This window comes from Paenibacillus aceti (assembly GCF_003614185.1).
GTDB classification, from domain to species: Bacteria; Bacillota; Bacilli; order Paenibacillales; family Paenibacillaceae; genus Fontibacillus; species Fontibacillus aceti.
In genome coordinates this window covers 830771-848002 of record NZ_KZ987724.1, presented here as the reverse complement: position 1 = coordinate 848002, position 17232 = coordinate 830771, and the positions used below count along the sequence as shown (strand labels likewise).

Below are 17232 nucleotides of genomic sequence, written 5' to 3'. Positions count from 1 at the left end.
GCTTGTTCTCGTTAATCCTTGTTAGACAAAATTCGCTTCGCCGTCCCGGCATCATTAGAGATTTGAGCGACTAATTCGTCGATGGAAGCAAATCTGCGCTCCTCACGGATGAAATCGATCAGCTCTACGGATAGAGGCTTGCCGTACAAGTCCTCGTTGAAATCAAGCAGATGGATTTCGATCGATGGAACAGTTTCATCCGCATGGAAGGTCGGCTTAACGCCTAAATTCATAACTCCCTGCAGCACCTGATCGTTATGATTCACTCGGACGGCATATACGCCTTTTCTCGGCAGAACATAGTGCTCATCAAGCTTCAGGTTCGCAGTAGGAAAACCGATCGTGCGCCCGCGTTTCTCGCCGTGCATCACTACTCCCGCCAAGGAGTATGGGCGGCCGAGCAGACGCCGGATCTGCTTCACATTCCCTTCCTGCAGATCGAGGCGAATGCCTGAGCTGCTGACCTTGTCGCCTTCAACCCGAAGAGGCGGTACAATCGTGACCCCCAGCTTATAATCGCTTAGCTCACGCAGCATCTCCGCGTGGCCCTCGCCTCGATAGCCGAAGTGGAAATCAAAGCCGACTACAGCCGTATGAATCCCGAGCGGCAGCAGCATGCCGTTGACAAAATCCCCCGGGCTTACACGTGAGAAGTCGTCATTAAACTCCACAATATATAAATAATCGACACCCATCTGGCGGATGATCTTCTCTTTTACCGTCGGCGGGGTCAGATACCCTTCATAGTCACCCTTCTTCATGACTTCCTTCGGATGAGGATGGAAGGTCATGACAGCGGAAGGTAAGCCCTGCTCAGCAGCAACCCGTACCGCAGACTCAATGACGCTCGCATGGCCCAGATGCAGCCCGTCGAATTGACCGATCGCAACCACCTGCGTTCTGGCATGCTCAGCTATCTCTTCTTCAGTTAATGGATAAGTCAAGTATATTGTTTCCACAATTGTCTCACCTGCAATTTCACGGTTTATAAGCCTTAGTTCTCTAACGAAACGGAGTATCGCTCACTCCGCAGCCTCATTAGACGAAAAACATGCTGGAAGCCTAGTCCACATCGGGCAGAAATACCTTTACGGGCGTAATCGCCCCGGTCTCTTCCCCTACGCGGAAAATACCTAAAAATTGCTCCGCGGGGCCATATAAGCGAATCACGTCTCCGCGCTTCGCCGCTGGCTTCACAGCATAAGGAGATATCCTCTGCCCTTGCAGTGCGGCCTGAAGCTTCTCCTCTTGAACAGTATGTGCTGGCAAATGCTGAACAGCCCGATCGATAGGCAGCAGGCAAGACTGCAGTGTTCCGGCCTGAACATGCTCAGATACCTGTTCCAAGGTGAGGCAATGCTCCTCACGTATTCCTGCTGACATCGTCCGCTTCAGAATTAGCATCGATGCAGGGACGCCCAGAGCCTTGCCGATATCCACACAGAGCGTGCGGATATAAGTGCCTTTGGAGCACAGTACGCGAAAGGACAGCTCCGGATAGGGTTTATCCGCTTGATACGAGAGCAGCTCCAGCTCATGAATCGTCACTTCACGCGGCTTGCGTTCTACTACCTTGCCCTCGCGGGCCAGCTCATAGAGGCGCTTGCCGTTTTGCTTCACGGCCGAATACATAGGCGGAATCTGGGAGGTCGTACCGATGAACCGTGATAGAACATCAGATACCTGCTCTGCATCTACAGAGACCTGCTCCTCACGCTCTATCACCGTTCCTGTCATATCCTCTGTATCCGTGGCAATGCCGAGTACCAGCGTTGCCTCATACTCCTTCGGCAGCTCCTGCAGGTATTCAACCATTCTGGTCGCCCGGCCCAGACATAACGGCAATACGCCGGTCACAGCCGGGTCCAGTGTACCCGTATGACCGATCCGCTTCATCTTGAGGATGCCGCGTGCCTTGGCCACCACATCATGCGAGGTGAAACCGACCGGCTTGGCGATCGGGAGTATTCCTTCATAAGGTATCATAGCTGTAATTTCACCTGCTCCACGACACGGGATACGATCTGCTCAGGCACTCCCTCAATCCTTGCTCCAGCCGCGCGGACATGTCCGCCTCCTCCGAAGCTCTGGGCGACCTGCGCCACATCTACCTTGCCGGCAGATCGAAGGCTAACCTTAACCGCACCCTCATGGATCACTTTGAACAACATCCCGACTTCAACACCTTGGATATTGCGGGGATAATTGACAATCCCCTCCAGATCCTCATGAATCGCTCCGGTCGCTCTCATATCCTCGTCAGTAATTGTAACCCAGCCAATCTTGCCATCCTCCGTCATCTGCAGCCCATTGAGCGCCCTCGTCAACAGCTTCAATTGCGGCAGGGTCATCTGCTCAAGCAGCAGCTCGGACAGTCCTGGCCCATCCACCTTATATTCTAGCAGATCCGAGGCAATCGCCATGACCTTCGGCGTTGTACTCGAGTATCTGAAGCCTCCGGTATCAGTTAATAATCCGGTATAAATCGCTGTAGCAACCTCGTAGTTCAATGGAATCTCCATATATTTCAGCAAATCATACAGAATCTCCGCAGTCGCAGCTGCATCAGGGATAATGAAGTTAACAGCGCCATAAGCGTCATTCGTCGGATGATGGTCGATATTCAATATAAGAGCGTCCTCGGTAAAATACTCGGCGGTCTTGCCGACCCGCTTGAAATCCGCGCAATCTACACAAATCACATGCCGGAATTTAGTATCTAGCGGCGTGGCCGACAGATCCACGATCCGGTCAGCCTGCCATAGATAGCTCATGCGCCGTGGGATCGGCCCTTCATTGACCATCGTATAATTTTTGCCCAGACAAGAGAGAAGCCAGCCCACCGTTAACGTGGAACTGACTGCATCTCCATCCGGCTGAATATGCGCTACGACCAGGAAATCGTCATGTTCCATCAGATATTGTTTGACCTGTTGGAACTCACGTTCTTTGGTTTGCATTGCCGTCTCCTCTATTTTCAATTTTGATCTTCATCAGAAATTTCATCGAGCAGCTTCTCGATCCGGCTACCATAAGCGATAGACTCGTCAATCTTGAAGATCAGCTCAGGCGTATGCCGCAATCTGATCCGCTTGCCTATCTCGGTCCGCAGGAAACCCGTCGCTTTCTCCAGACCTTTGAGCGTATCCTTCTTCTTCTCTTCATCGCCAAATACGCTAAGATATACTTTCGCTTGCGATAGATCATTCGTCACCTCGACACCGGTCACTGTAACAAACCCGATGCGCGGATCTTTCAGTTCCCGTTGGATCAGGACGCTAAGCTCTTTTTTAATTTCTTCGCCTACCCGGCCGGTACGATTCTTGGCCATTGATGACACCTCACCTTACTTCGGTTCGACGGTCTCCATCACGAATGCTTCGATCACGTCGCCCTCTTTAACATCATTGTAATTATCCAAAGTAATCCCGCACTCGAAGCCTTGAGCGACTTCCTTCGCATCATCTTTGTAGCGTTTGAGGGAATCGATCTTGCCCTCAAAGACGACGATACCATCGCGAATCAAGCGCGCTTCTGCAGAACGGGTGATCTTCCCGGAAGTAACCATACAACCGGCAATCGTTCCCACCTTGCTAACCTTGAACGTATTGCGTACTTCAGCATGCCCGATAACCACTTCTTTATAGACCGGATCAAGCATCCCCTTCATCGCCTGTTCAATCTCTTCGATCGCATTGTAGATAACGCGATGAAGTCTAATATCTACATTCTCTTCCTCGGCAGTCGCCTTGGTCTGACTATCTGGACGAACGTTAAAGCCGATAACGATTGCATTCGATGCCGCTGCCAGAATAATATCCGACTCAGTAATAGCTCCGGCACCACTATGGATAATCTTCACTCGTACGCCTTCAACTTCAATCTTCTCAAGCGAGCCCTTCAGTGCTTCGACTGAACCTTGAACGTCCGCCTTGATAATGACATTCAGATCCTTGATCTCGCCTTCCTTGATGTGGCGGAACAAATCGTCGAGCGTCACTCTTGTATTCGCACCAAGCGCGGATTGACGTTCTGTCGTCGCACGCTTGTCAGCGATGGAACGAGCCTTGCGCTCATCCTCGAACACCATGAACGGATCGCCAGCTTGTGGAACTTCGTTCAGACCGGTAATTTCAATCGGTGTCGAAGGCCCTGCTTCCTTAATACGGCGTCCTTTATCATTGACCATCGCCCGTACACGTCCGAAGCAATTCCCCGCTACGAAAGCGTCGCCCACCTTAAATGTACCATGCTGAACGAGCACTCGAGCAACCGGTCCACGGTTCTTATCCAGCTCAGCCTCGATCACGGCACCACGTGCGCGTTTATCAGGATTTGCCTTATATTCATTCACTTCAGCTACGAGCAGGATCATTTCGAGCAGGTCTTCCAGACCCATTCTCTGTTTAGCCGAGACATTAACGAAGATCGTATCTCCGCCCCATTCCTCCGGAACGAGCCCATACTCGGTCAATTCCTGCTTCACTTTATCCGGGTTGGCTTCCGGTTTATCGACTTTGTTCACCGCTACGATAATCGGCAGGCCTGCAGCCTTGGCATGGTTAATCGCCTCAACGGTCTGTGGCATAACGCCGTCATCCGCAGCGACGACGATGATGGTGATATCCGTCAATTGGGCGCCGCGAGCACGCATCGCTGTAAATGCTTCGTGACCCGGGGTATCCAGGAATGTAATTTTCTTGCCGTTGATCTCTACTTGGTATGCCCCGATATGCTGCGTAATACCACCGGCTTCACCGCTGGATACATTCGTTGAGCGAATCGCGTCAAGCAGCGTCGTCTTACCATGGTCAACGTGACCCATAATCGTAACCACTGGTGGGCGTTCCTTCAAATCAGCTTCATCATCCACTTCCTCGATCGTCTCGAAGCGATCTTCCTCAACCGGAATCTTCACTTCTACTTCTACGCCGAAGTCGCCGGCCAAGAGAAGAATCGTATCGATATCCAGTTCCTGGTTAATCGTAGCCATAACGCCGAGCAGCATTAATTTCTTGATCACCTCGGAAGCATCCTTATGCAACAGCTTTGCTGCTTCGCCTACGGTCATCGTACCGCGTACAATGATCTTCTTCGGTGTATTATCGATCTTCTCGCGCGGAGGCTGATTTTGCCCGCCTCTTCCACCTCTGCCGCCTTTACCACCGCGGTTCTTGAAGCCGCCCTGACGGTTGTCGTCGAAGCCTCTTGACTTATTGTTATTATTCGTGAATTTGCCCTTCTTGGCACCCTGATTCTGTCCACTGCCGTTGGATGCTGGCTTCTCAAACTTCTTACCACCCGAGTTGCCTTGGGTAGATGCAGTAGAGTTGCTACGAGCCGGCTGTGATGAATTGCTACGTTGTTGGCCGCTACCTGCTTGACCTTGAGGGCGTCCGGTTTGTCGATTTCCTGGTTGGTTCGCATTTTGTTGTGGGCGTGACCCCTGCTGTGAACGTGAACCTTGTTGCGGGCGTGAGCCTTGCTGACTTCCCCCGTTAGAACGTTGTTGTGATGCTGTATTACTGCCTGTGGCAGATGGTCTGTTGGAATTTGTTTTATTATTCATGCTTACCTGCTTTTCCTGTTGATTTTTGTTACTGCCTGTTGCTTGATTGGAAGCAGTGGCTTGGCCCTGCTCCTGCTGCCCGGAGCCCTTCTTCGCAGTCTCCGTCTTCACGCTGACCGAAGCCTGCTTAGCCGGCGCTTCTGCGCGCCCGCCGCCTTCACGCTTGGCTGCAGCGTTGCTCTTAATATCCTTGAAGAATTGCTCCACCTTCGTGACAGATTCATTCTCCATGACGCTCATATGGTTGTTAACCGGGATATTAAGCCGTTTAAGAATCGTTATAATTTCCTTGCTGCTCATATTAAGTGATTTCGCATATTCATAGACTCTGAGTTTATCTTTGTTCTCTTGTTTACTCAATATACTCCACCTCCGGCGTTTTCTCGACTTCTTCTCGAATCATATCGGCAAACCCTTGATCCGTCAGTGCTATTACAACCCGTTCCGGCTTTCCTATACTCGAACCCAGGCTGATCCGGCCTGGTCCAATGATCAAAGGGACTTTGTATGTGCCGCATTTGTCGCGGAATTTCTTGTGGGTATTATTTGAAGCGTCCCCCGCAACGATAAACAGCTTGGCCTCCTTGGACCGGATGGTTTTCATTACGATCTCATCGCCGGTCACTAACTTGCCAGCCCGCATCGCCAGGCCAAGTCGGGACAACATTTTACTCATCGCTATCTTCCTCTTCGCGCTCCTGGCTTAGCAGGAATTCATCCTCCACCGCCAGGAAATCATGGGCCAACTGTTCGTAGACCTCGGCCCCAACCGTTGCCTTCAAGGCACGGTCCAGCGCGCGGTTCTTATGGGCGAGCTTAAAGCAAGCAACCTGTCCGCAAAGATAAGCACCACGTCCCGATTTTTTGCCAGTCAGATCGATCGAAACTTCACCTTCTGGTGAACGTACCACACGGATCAACGATTTCTTGGGCATCATTTGCTGGCAAGCCACGCATTTGCGCATTGGTATTTTTTTAGCTTTCATTTCAAGCCCCCCATACATACTCCCGGTTATGCCTATTTCTCTTCAAAAGAGGTTGTTTATGTTCCATCAAATACTAGTCTCTAGTCTATAGATACGGAGTCTTGCGGCAGTTCATCCTGCTCGGTTCTCTCTCTGCCGAATTCTTCCTCTGCCTGGGTCTCACTCTTAATATCGATCTTCCAGCCTGTCAGCTTGGCAGCGAGCCTAGCATTCTGACCCTTGATACCAATGGCCAGGGAAAGCTGGTAATCCGGCACGATGACGCGAGCCATCTTCTCAGCCTCGAATACCTGCACTTCAAGCACCTTGGAAGGGCTTAATGCGTTGGCTACATACTCCTCGATATTATCAGAATAACGCACGATGTCGATCTTCTCGCCATGCAGCTCGGTTACGATCGTCTGAACGCGGGTACCCTTAGGACCTACGCAGGAACCGACCGGGTCAACCTCACTATTGCGGGAAAAGACAGCGATCTTCGAACGGAATCCCGCCTCGCGTGCAACAGAGCGAATTTCTACGACCCCGTCGAATATTTCCGGCACTTCCAGCTCGAACAAGCGCTTGAGCAAGCCCGGATGGGTGCGGGACAGCAAAATTTGCGGGCCCTTGGTTGTATTTTCAACCTTTGTAATATACGCTTTGATGCGGTCACCGTGCTTGAATTTCTCTCCAGGCATTAATTCGTTCAGTGGAAGATGGGCCTCGATCTTGCCAAGGTCAACATATACATTACGCATATCCTGACGCTGCACAATCCCAGTAACGATATCCTCTTCCTTCTCGACAAAAGCGTTATAGATCAGTCCGCGCTCTGCTTCACGAATGCGTTGGGTTACGACCTGCTTCGCCGTTTGCGCTGCAATCCGTCCGAAATCTCGAGGAGTAACTTCAATCTCTGCGATGTCATCCAGCTGAAAGTTGGGATTCATCTCGCGTGCGGAGTGAAGTGAAATTTCCGTGCGAGGATCGAGAACTTCTTCAACAATGAGCTTACGCGCGAACACTTTGATAGAGCCCGTATGGCGATTCATATCTACACGAACGTTCTGCGCCGTATTAAAATTCCGTTTATAGCTGGAGATCAGTGCTGCTTCAATGGCTTCAAATAGTATATCTTTGCTGATCCCTTTTTCCCTTTCCAAATCATTCAAGGCTTCGATAAAATCCATACTCATTTGCCTCGAGTTCCCCCTTTCATAATCCTAAATAAGTGTTGTTAAAAAATAATCGCCAATCTGGCGCTAGCAACTTTACTATACGATACGATATGTTTCTGCTTGCCAATCTCAATGATAAGCTCATCATTCTCAAAAGAGAGAAGACGTCCCTCAAATTCCTTCAAGCCATTCACCGGTTCGTATGTAGTCACAAACACATCCTTGCCGACAGCCTTGGCAACATCCTCCGCTTTCTTCAGTGGGCGCTCCGCACCAGGCGAGGACACCTCAAGAAAATAGGCGGAAGGGATCGGATCTTTCTCATCCAGCTTCTCGCTAAGATATTCGCTGATCCGTCCGCAATCATCAATGTCAATGCCGCCATCCTTGTCGACGAAGACGCGCAGAAACCAGTTGCTTCCTTCTTTTACATATTCGATATCAACCAATTCAAAGCCGTTCTCCTCTAAATAAGGCATAACCATCTGTTCAACGGCTGCTTTGATCTTCGGTGTGCTCAAGAGTACATTACCTCCATCAATTGTTTCCTGTATACCAAAGAGTAAAGAGTGGGTTTCCCCACTCTTTAGACAACGGTTCTATCTCCATGATTACCAAAAAAATTATAACATAGTCTGGTAATAGTGACAAGTAAAACACCTTTACCGTCCTTATTCGCATCCCGCCGCAGACCTGAACGGCCACTTGCAGGAATGGGATCAGAACAGGGAGAGCTGGTTACTCTCTGGCAAATCACGGAAGCAGCCCAGCGCGCCGAGCAATTCGATGATCGTCTTACTTGCTTTGGATCTCTGCTGGAAATCCTCCACCGAGAGGAATTCTCCATCCTCCTTGGCTGCAGCAATGTTCCGCGCCGCATTCTCCCCGATCCCTGCCAAGGCAGAGAACGGAGGAATCAGAGCATCGCCGTCCACGATGAAGCGGGTCGCATCGGAACGATACAGATCGATCGTCTTGAAGCGGAAACCGCGTGCCGTCATCTCCAATGCCATCTCCAGAATCGGCAGCATCGCCTTCTCCTTCGGCAGCGCCTGGAAGCCCTTCTGCTCGATCTCCTCGATCTTGCGGTATATTGCTTCATATCCCTGACAGCATAACTCAATATCGAAATCTTCCCCACGGACCGAGAAATAAGTCGCGTAGAACTCGATCGGATGATATAGCTTGAAGTAAGCGGTACGCACCGCCGAAATAACATAAGCGGACGCATGCGCCTTCGGGAACATGTACTGGATCTTGAGACAGGAATCAATGTACCACTGTGGCACCTTGCATTTCTTCATCTCATCGATCCATTCCGGTGTCAGGCCTCTACCCTTACGAACGCTTTCTGTAATTTTAAAGGCGAGTCCAGCATCCATTCCCGCCTTGTAGATCAGGAACAACATAATATCATCCCGACAGCCAATCACCGTCTTAATGTTGCATGTGCCGTTCTTGATCAATTCCTGGGCATTACCCAGCCAAACGCCAGTACCGTGGGACAATCCGGAAATCTGCAGCAAATCCGCGAACGAAGATGGCTGTGATTCGACGAGCATCTGGCGTACGAACTTGGTTCCCATCTCGGGAACCCCATAAGTCGCAACCGGTGTCCGAATTTGCTCCGGAGTAACCCCTAGCGATTCAGTGGAGTTGAACATGCTCATCACCTTCGGATCATTCATCGGGATCGTCGTTGGATCAACCCCGGTTAAATCCTGCAACATCCGCATCATCGTCGGATCATCATGGCCGAGAATATCAAGCTTGAGCAAGTTGGCTTCAAAAGCATGATAATCGAAGTGAGTCGTCTTCCACTCCGCGCTCGTATCATCAGCCGGATATTGTACAGGTGTAACATCTTCGACTTCAATGTAGTCAGGTACGACGACGATCCCGCCTGGATGCTGGCCGGTGCTGCGCTTCACGCCGGTACATCCAGCCGCCAGCCTGCTCAGCTCAGCTCCGCGCCAATGCTGATGATGCTCTTCCTCGTATTTCTTCGTGAAGCCGAATGCCGTCTTCTCCGCCACGGTACCGATCGTACCGGCGCGGAATACATTCTTCTCGCCGAAGATGACCTTCGTGAAATTGTGAGCTTCCGGCTGGTATTCCCCGGAGAAGTTAAGGTCTATATCGGGGACCTTATCGCCTTTAAAGCCCAGGAAGGTCTCGAACGGAATATCCTGTCCCTCTCCCTTCAGCGGCTGGCCGCATTTCGGACAATCCTTCGCAGGAAGGTCGAAGCCACTCGGTACACTACCATCCAGGAACCATTCACTATACTTGCATTCCGGATTCCGGCACATGTAATGAGCCGGAAGCGGATTAACCTCGGATATACCGAGGAAGGTAGCCACGATCGAGGAGCCGACCGAGCCCCGTGAACCTACGAGATAGCCGTCCTGATTGGATTTCTTGACGAGTTTTGCCGAGATCAGATAGTTGGCCGAGAACCCGTATTTGATAATCGGCTCGAGTTCTTTTTCCAACCGCTTGACTACGACCTCCGGCAAGTCTTCTCCATACATAGAGCGAGCCGTATTATAGCAGGTCGAGCGAATCTCCTCGTCAGCCCCCTCAATAATCGGTGTGAACAGCTTGTCCGGGAACAGCTCAATCTCTTCGAAGGAGTCGGCCAGATTGGCGGTATTCGTGACTACGACCTCATACGCTTTGTCTGCACCGAGGAATTCAAATTCTGCCAGCATCTCATCCGTCGTGCGGAAATGAGCATCCGGCTTGCGAATATCCTTCAAGGGACTGAATCCGGTAATGCCATGGATCGTAATATCGCGAAAAATTTTATCCCTTGGCTCAAGATAATGCACGTTCCCGGTAGCGATCACCGGCTTACCAAGCTTGAAGCCGATCTCGACCACCTTGCGAATCGCCGTCTTCAATTCTTCAACACTGCCGACCAGACCCTTGTCAACCAGATGCATATAGAAGGTTATGGGCTGGATCTCCAGCACATCATAGAATCCAGCAACTTCCTCAGCCTCTTCGACCGTCTTATTCAGTACAGCCTCGAAGAACTCACCTTTCTCACAGCCTGAGATGACGAGCAGTCCTTCGCGCATTTCAGTCAGCTTCGATTTTGGGATACATGGGACCCGCTTGAAATACTCCGTATGCGACATAGAGATCAGCTTGAACAGATTCTTCTTACCGGTCATATTCAAAGCATAGATTCCGCAATGGAACGGACGGGTATTGGATAGATCCTTGCCGACCCTATCGTTCAAGCGATCGAGCGTAGTCATCCTCTCCTGGGTAACAGCGTCCTCAATCAGCCCGAGTAATACACCGGCTAGCGCTATCGTATCATCGATCGCACGGTGATGATTCTCCAGCGAAACCTTGTATTTTGCCGCGAGTGTGTTCAATCTGTGATTTTTCAGACTTGGGTGTATCATCCGTGCCAGTTCCAGCGTATCCAGCACCGGGTTGTCCATCGTCGGTCTGCCCAGTTCCTTCAGCTTCGCATTCACGAAATCGACGTCAAATCGGGCATTATGGGCAACCAGCACCGCATCCCCGGCGAATTTCACAAATTCCTCGAGCACCTGGTCTACCTCTGGCGCGCCTTTGACCATGTCATCATTTATGTTAGTCAACTGTTGAATATGATAGGGAATAAGTTCATGTGGATCGACAAAGGTGGCATAGCGGTCGATTTCCTTGCCTTCCTGCATTTTAACCGCGGCGATTTCGATAATTTTATTCTGTGTTACCGATAACCCGGTGGTTTCAATATCGAATACGATATAGGTCGTCGTCTTCAAATCATCAGGACGCGGGTTAAGCACCACGGCCACATTGTCATTAACTACGTTGGCCTCGACCCCATAGATCATCTTGATCCCGTTCTTCTTCGCGGCCTTCGCCGCATCGGGATAGCTCTGCACTCCACCATGGTCGGTAATGGCGATCGCTTTATGCCCCCATTTGGCCGCCGTCTTCACATAATCTCCGATGGGAGTTACCGCATCCATCGTACTCATCGTCGAATGCAAATGGAACTCAACGCGCTTCTCAGCAGCATTGTCCTTCCGAGCTGGCGGAGCGCTAACCTCACATAGATCAGAAGGAATCATGACGAGCTCAGGGATGCTCATGAAGCGGTCCATTTCTACTCTACCGCGAGCTTTGATCCATTTGCCATTCGCCAATTGCCCCATGATCTTCAGATCTTCCTTATTCTTCGCAAACAGCTTCATTTGCAAGGAATCGCTGAAATCCGTGATATTAAACATGAATAGAGTATTGCCATTACGCAATTCCTTACTGTCTAGACCAAAGATCGTCCCTTGCACGGTTACCCGCTTCTCTTCATCCTGAAGCTCCTGCAGCGAAATCGGCTGATCTTTGATGTCATAGCCGATCTGTAGTTTAACCGCTTCTCCATTGTCTTCCTCCGGCGGAGTCTCTGCGGCCATACTCTCCATCATCCGCTGAATCACTTCACGCTCTTCTTCTACGATTCGCTGCTGGAACTCCTCAAGAGCCTCTTCATTATTCTCAGCAACATGCAGCTTGACCCTCAATTCGAGGCCAAAATAAGTCTCATAGAAGGTGGTTATCGCCCGGTCTATATTCTTCTTACGGGCCAGTTCCAGCGCCATCGCATCGCTAAGCGACACCGTAACAAAATCGTCTTCGACCTCATAGCCCGCCCTGGTCATCCATCCGTTAACGGAAGGCACCTCACGCTGTACCCATTCCAGGAACAGCTTCCAGTATTCCTTCACGATCTGTTCTGCAGTCAACCCCTGATCATAGTGAAAAACAAAAGTAATCCGGGCGATATGCTGCATCCGTTCCTGGATGCGCAGGCAGAATGTCCTATACATCTGGGCTGGCACAAGCGTCTGTTTGCAGATCGTTATTTTCCACTCGCGGTTGCTGCGACTTACTTCTACCTGATCGATATACCCATCCAGAAAATAGGGATCGATCAGTGAAGCCGGTACTTCCGCCTGCTTCATCAACAGTTCAAGTCTGGTTCTTTTTCCCTTGACGTCGGTCATGTCTTCCTCCCCCATACTCAAATAGTGGCACATCGGTGCAAAAATTAAGGCCTCCGCGAAACAGCCGGACAGGAGCTTGAAGCAAAGATTACCTGTCGTGGCCGTTTCTGCCGGAAAGCCTTAATAACTTTATATCTACTGAACTCTAGTCCAGTTCATCCTTACACGGTTCTTGCGGCAGGACTAATTAATAGGCTCTGGCAAAAACGACGGTATGCTTGGCCGGTTCGCCGCAGACGAGGCATTTCGTCTTATGAACCTCTGGCTCAAACGGGATATTCCGACTAGTTGCTCCAGTCTCCTCTTTGACTTGATGCTCACAAGCCTCGGAACCGCACCAGCCCGCAAGTGTGAAGCCGCGCTTCTCCTCCATGCTAGCCTTCATCTCATCCAAAGTATCAACGGAATAGAAGTGCTCGTCACGGAATGTCTTGGCACGGTTGAACATTTCCTGATGCACCTGTTCGAGCATCATTTGTACCTCTTCCACTAGACGATCCTGTTGTACGATCTTCTTCTCGCCGCTAATACGCGATACGAGTACACAGACGCCATTCTCCATGTCACGAGGGCCAATCTCAAGCCGCACAGGAACGCCGCGCATTTCATACTCATTGAACTTCCAGCCCGGACGAACATCCGCACGATCATCGATGCCTACACGAATGCCAGCCTTCTTCAGCTCAGTGAACAATTCATCACTACGGGCAATCACCATATCACGTGTCTTCGGCGGCCCGATCGGGATGATCATAACCTGCTTCGGCGCTACCTTAGGTGGCAAGGCCAGCCCACGGTCATCACCATGCACCATGATCAATGAACCGATCAAGCGAGTGCTGACTCCCCAAGAGGTGGTATGCACGAATTCATGCTCATTCTCACGATTCAAATACTGGATATTGAACGCAGTGGCAAAATTGGTGCCCAAATAATGCGATGTTCCCGCCTGAACGGCGCGCCCATCCTTCATCATCGCTTCGATCGAGAAGGTATCCACCGCTCCGGCGAATTTCTCGGAAGGTGTCTTCTGTCCAGTAATGACCGGAATCGCCAGGAAATTCTCTACGAAATCGCGGTAGATTTCCAGCATCCGCATCGTCTCTTCCCGGGCTTCCTGTTCATTCTCGTGGGCGGTATGACCTTCCTGCCACAGAAATTCGCTCGTGCGCAGGAACGGAAGCGTACGCTTCTCCCAGCGAACCACGTTAGCCCACTGATTGATCAGCACCGGCAAATCGCGATAGGATTGAATCCATTTCTCGTACATATGGCCGATCATCGTCTCCGAGGTCGGTCTGATCGCCAAGCGCTCTTCCAGCTTCTCACCAGCTGCTTCAGTGACCCAAGGAAGCTCAGGATTGAAGCCTTCGACATGCTCCTTCTCTTTTTGGAAGAAGCTCTCCGGTATGAAGAGCGGGAAATAAGCATTGCGATGCCCCGTTTCCTTGAAGCGGCGATCCAGCTCAGCCTGAATATGCTCCCAGATTTCATAGCCGTCCGGCTTGAACACGATACAGCCACGTACTGGCGAGTAATCCATCAGATCCGCTTTCTTGATGACATCGATATACCAGCGCGAGAAATCCTCTTTCTGCGGGGTAATTTCCGTTACAAATTGTTTCTCCTCGTTTGCCATAAAAACTCTTGTCCTCCCGTAAAAAACCTCATAATTATCCAAATAATCGAAGTATATCGTTATAGGTGACTGCTATCATTAGCAGGAACAGCATAGCAAAGCCGATAAAATGAACCAATCCTTCGTAATTGGGATCTACCGGTTTGCGGCGCAGCGTCTCAATCCCCAGGAAGATCAGACGGCTACCATCCAGCGCCGGAATCGGGAACAAGTTGAATATGCCTAGATAGAGACTGAGAATCGCCGTCCATCTCGTAAGCTGCACAATCCCTTGCTTGGCAATTTGACCCGTTACCTCAAAGGTTCTTACCGGTCCGCCGAGATCATCCATCGAGAACTTGTTAATCAACTGCTTGAATCCCAGGAAGATCAGCTTCGTCGTATCAACCATATCCGTTCCGGCTCTGGTGATCGATTCGCCGATAGAAGCGCTACGCATCGGGAAAAAAGTAATAATGGTGCTGCCTACTTTCCCTGACTGCTCATTACCTTCCGCACGGGGAGTTACCGTGAAGTTCAATTCCTGTTCTCCGCGTTTCACCGTCCAAACCATCGGTTTATCCTTGGAAGCTTGGATCGCCTCAATCATCTTGTTCGCATCAGTTCCAACCGGCTGACCATTGATTTTCTCAATGATATCGCCTTCCTGAACTCCAGCCTCAATCGCAGGCATTCCCTTCACCAGTTCACCGATCTGCAGGTGGCTCGGCTGATCAAGCGGAATTCCAGCCATCAGTGTATACACTGCAAACAATACAAAGGCTAGAATAAAGTTCATCAGCGGCCCGGCAAAAATCGACAGCGCCCTCTGACCTACGGTCTTACTGCCGTATTGGCGATCCCGCGGTGCGATTTGCGTCTCCTTGCCCTTGACGACGAGCATCGCCTGCGGATGCACCTCATATCTCACTTGCTCTCCGTCAACATCCAGCGTGACGGACAGATCATCGACGAGATCGATTTGCTGCACCTCACCGCGAATTACATTCTTGCGGCTATCCAGACGATCCAGGTAGATCTTACGCACCTTATTCTCTTCCAGGCGGAGGGCTATCGTCTGACCGTTCGAAATCTCGATCAGCTCAGGATCCTCTCCGGCCATACGGGCATACCCGCCGAAGGGCAGCAGACGGAATGTGAACTGCGTCTCGCCTCGCTTATAGGCGAATAATTTAGGCCCAAAACCGATAGCGAATTCCCGTACTAATATACCGGCGCGTTTTGCAAAGAAATAGTGCCCCCATTCATGCACCGCCACAATGACGAAAAACATGAGCACTGTCAAAAAAATAATCTTCAGTAGTTCCAATCGAAAGCATCCTCCTTTTGGCCACGGATCGTCCAAGTTCTTTTTAGATTATCATTATTCTCCGATCAGGCACAAGAGAATACAAGAATGAATCTTTTCCAGTATGACGTCAGCAGCCCTGCGAGGAATTTACAGTGATTCAGCAACCTCTCTCGCCCACTGGTCAGCATCCTTGATTGCTTCAAGACTTGGATCGGCCAGAGCAACATGTCTGGAAAGCACGGTCTCGATAAGATATTCAATTTTGAGGAATGAAATATCTCTATTCAGAAAACGAGCCACTGCCACTTCATTGGCTGCGTTAAACACTGTCGGTGCCGTACCTCCTATTTTACCACACTCAAAAGCCAGTCTTAAACATGGAAAACGCTCAAAACTCATCTCTCTGAAATGCAGCTTGCCGACCTCTGCCAGAGAAAGGCGCTGTGAAGCCGAAGTCCAGCGTTGCGGATACGATAGCGCATATTGTATCGGGACGCGCATATCCGGCGTACCCAGCTGAGCGATAATGCTCCCATCACGATATTCAACGAAAGAGTGGACGATGCTCTCAGGATGAAGCAGAACTCCGATCCGCTCAAATTCGAGTCCGAATAGCCAGTGGGCTTCAATCACTTCCAATCCTTTGTTGACCATCGTGGCTGAATCAATCGTCACCTTGGCTCCCATAGACCAGTTCGGATGCTTCAAGGCATCCTCCACCGTAACATCTACGAGCTGATCCCTAGTATAGTCGCGGAAAGAACCCCCGGAGGCTGTCAGAGTAATCCCTGCTACATCCCCCATATTCTCGCCATTCAGGCACTGGAAAATCGCCGAGTGTTCACTGTCGACCGGAAGAATGGAAACCCCCTTCTCCTTGGCCAGAGCCATTACCAGATGGCCTGCTGTGACGAGCGTCTCCTTGTTCGCCAGGGCGACCGTCTTGCCCTCAGAGATAGCCGCTAAGGTAGCTGGCAAGCCTGCACTGCCGACAACAGCTGTGATTACGGTATCGGCCTCAGTCCCGGCTGCGACCTCGATCAAGCCTTCGTCTCCGTAGCTAAGCTCTACATCAGCCGGAATCAAAGGGCGAACCCGTTCCGCCAATTGCTTGGTCCCTATAGAAGCCCTCTTCGGCCGGAACCGATTCACTTGTTGAACGAATAAGTCCACATTGCTTCCGGCAGCTAGTCCTTCAACGCTAAACTGCTCAGGATGCTGCTGAACAACATCCAAGGTCTGCGTCCCGATCGAACCCGTCGAGCCGATAATCGCAATTTTCTTCATAACGCACCTCACCACAATAATGTAATGAAACAATTTCAAGGTTCAATGAGTGACTTTTCAGCACCGAGAAGGTTGGATGAAGCAGGGTCTGAGGAAGCGGAGCGTACGTTTTGGGTACGTGAGCACCGGAAGGCCCGGCTGAATTCAAGATTCGATGTCGAATCCGCTCCTTAAGAATAATCCTCGTGATCAAAAGGTACTCATTGAACTTCCTCTAGTAGGGGAGGAGGAGGAGGATATGTATGAACGGAAATACTGCAACCC

13 protein-coding genes are annotated in these 17232 nt (G+C 50.7%); all 13 read right to left on the bottom strand.

The features are described from left to right. Positions 1-11: 11 nt before the first annotated feature. The 13 genes from BFJ94_RS03850 to BFJ94_RS03790 all read right to left on the bottom strand — a co-directional run bounded on the left by BFJ94_RS03850 (position 12) and on the right by BFJ94_RS03790 (position 16968). Positions 12-959: a bifunctional riboflavin kinase/FAD synthetase gene (locus tag BFJ94_RS03850; protein WP_120461378.1), complete on the bottom strand. Its 948-nt coding sequence runs from the start codon at positions 957-959 to the stop codon at positions 12-14. Positions 960-1062: 103 nt separating this feature from the next. Next, on the bottom strand, positions 1063-1986 hold the full coding sequence (gene truB, locus BFJ94_RS03845) for a tRNA pseudouridine(55) synthase TruB (RefSeq protein WP_120461376.1): 924 nt from the start codon (positions 1984-1986) through the stop codon (positions 1063-1065). Beyond that, entirely contained in the window at positions 1983-2960 is a 978-nt protein-coding gene (locus tag BFJ94_RS03840; protein WP_120461374.1) for a DHH family phosphoesterase, read from the bottom strand. The genes truB and BFJ94_RS03840 overlap by 4 nt, the downstream gene beginning before the upstream one ends. Before the next feature lie 17 nt (positions 2961-2977). Beyond that, complete coding sequence (gene rbfA, locus BFJ94_RS03835) at positions 2978-3331, bottom strand: 30S ribosome-binding factor RbfA (RefSeq protein WP_120461371.1); 354 nt, start codon at positions 3329-3331, stop codon at positions 2978-2980. Between the two features lie 15 nt (positions 3332-3346). Beyond that, the gene (infB, locus tag BFJ94_RS03830) at positions 3347-5929 is read right to left on the bottom strand and encodes a translation initiation factor IF-2 (protein ID WP_120461369.1); all 2583 of its coding nucleotides are present in this window, start codon (positions 5927-5929) and stop codon (positions 3347-3349) included. Further along, positions 5922-6245: a L7Ae/L30e/S12e/Gadd45 family ribosomal protein gene (locus BFJ94_RS03825; RefSeq protein WP_120461367.1), complete on the bottom strand. Its 324-nt coding sequence runs from the start codon at positions 6243-6245 to the stop codon at positions 5922-5924. The genes infB and BFJ94_RS03825 overlap by 8 nt, the downstream gene beginning before the upstream one ends. Beyond that, positions 6238-6555, bottom strand: coding sequence for an RNase P modulator RnpM (gene rnpM, locus BFJ94_RS03820; protein WP_120461365.1), 318 nt, complete (start codon positions 6553-6555; stop codon positions 6238-6240). Before rnpM ends, BFJ94_RS03825 begins: the two co-directional genes overlap by 8 nt. 80 nt (positions 6556-6635) lie before the next feature. Next, positions 6636-7733, bottom strand: coding sequence for a transcription termination factor NusA (gene nusA, locus BFJ94_RS03815; RefSeq protein WP_120461363.1), 1098 nt, complete (start codon positions 7731-7733; stop codon positions 6636-6638). Between the two features lie 41 nt (positions 7734-7774). Then, positions 7775-8236, bottom strand: coding sequence for a ribosome maturation factor RimP (gene rimP / locus BFJ94_RS03810; RefSeq protein ID WP_120461361.1), 462 nt, complete (start codon positions 8234-8236; stop codon positions 7775-7777). Positions 8237-8434: 198 nt separating this feature from the next. Then, entirely contained in the window at positions 8435-12751 is a 4317-nt protein-coding gene (locus tag BFJ94_RS03805) for a PolC-type DNA polymerase III (protein WP_120461359.1), read from the bottom strand. A gap of 187 nt (positions 12752-12938) precedes the next feature. Continuing rightward, the gene (gene proS, locus BFJ94_RS03800) at positions 12939-14390 is read right to left on the bottom strand and encodes a proline--tRNA ligase (protein ID WP_120461357.1); all 1452 of its coding nucleotides are present in this window, start codon (positions 14388-14390) and stop codon (positions 12939-12941) included. Between the two features lie 34 nt (positions 14391-14424). Further along, positions 14425-15699, bottom strand: a complete 1275-nt coding sequence (rseP, locus tag BFJ94_RS03795; protein ID WP_120461355.1) for an RIP metalloprotease RseP — start codon at positions 15697-15699, stop codon at positions 14425-14427. A gap of 129 nt (positions 15700-15828) precedes the next feature. Next, the gene (locus BFJ94_RS03790) at positions 15829-16968 is read right to left on the bottom strand and encodes a 1-deoxy-D-xylulose-5-phosphate reductoisomerase (protein WP_120461353.1); all 1140 of its coding nucleotides are present in this window, start codon (positions 16966-16968) and stop codon (positions 15829-15831) included. Between the last annotated feature and the right edge of the window lie 264 nt (positions 16969-17232).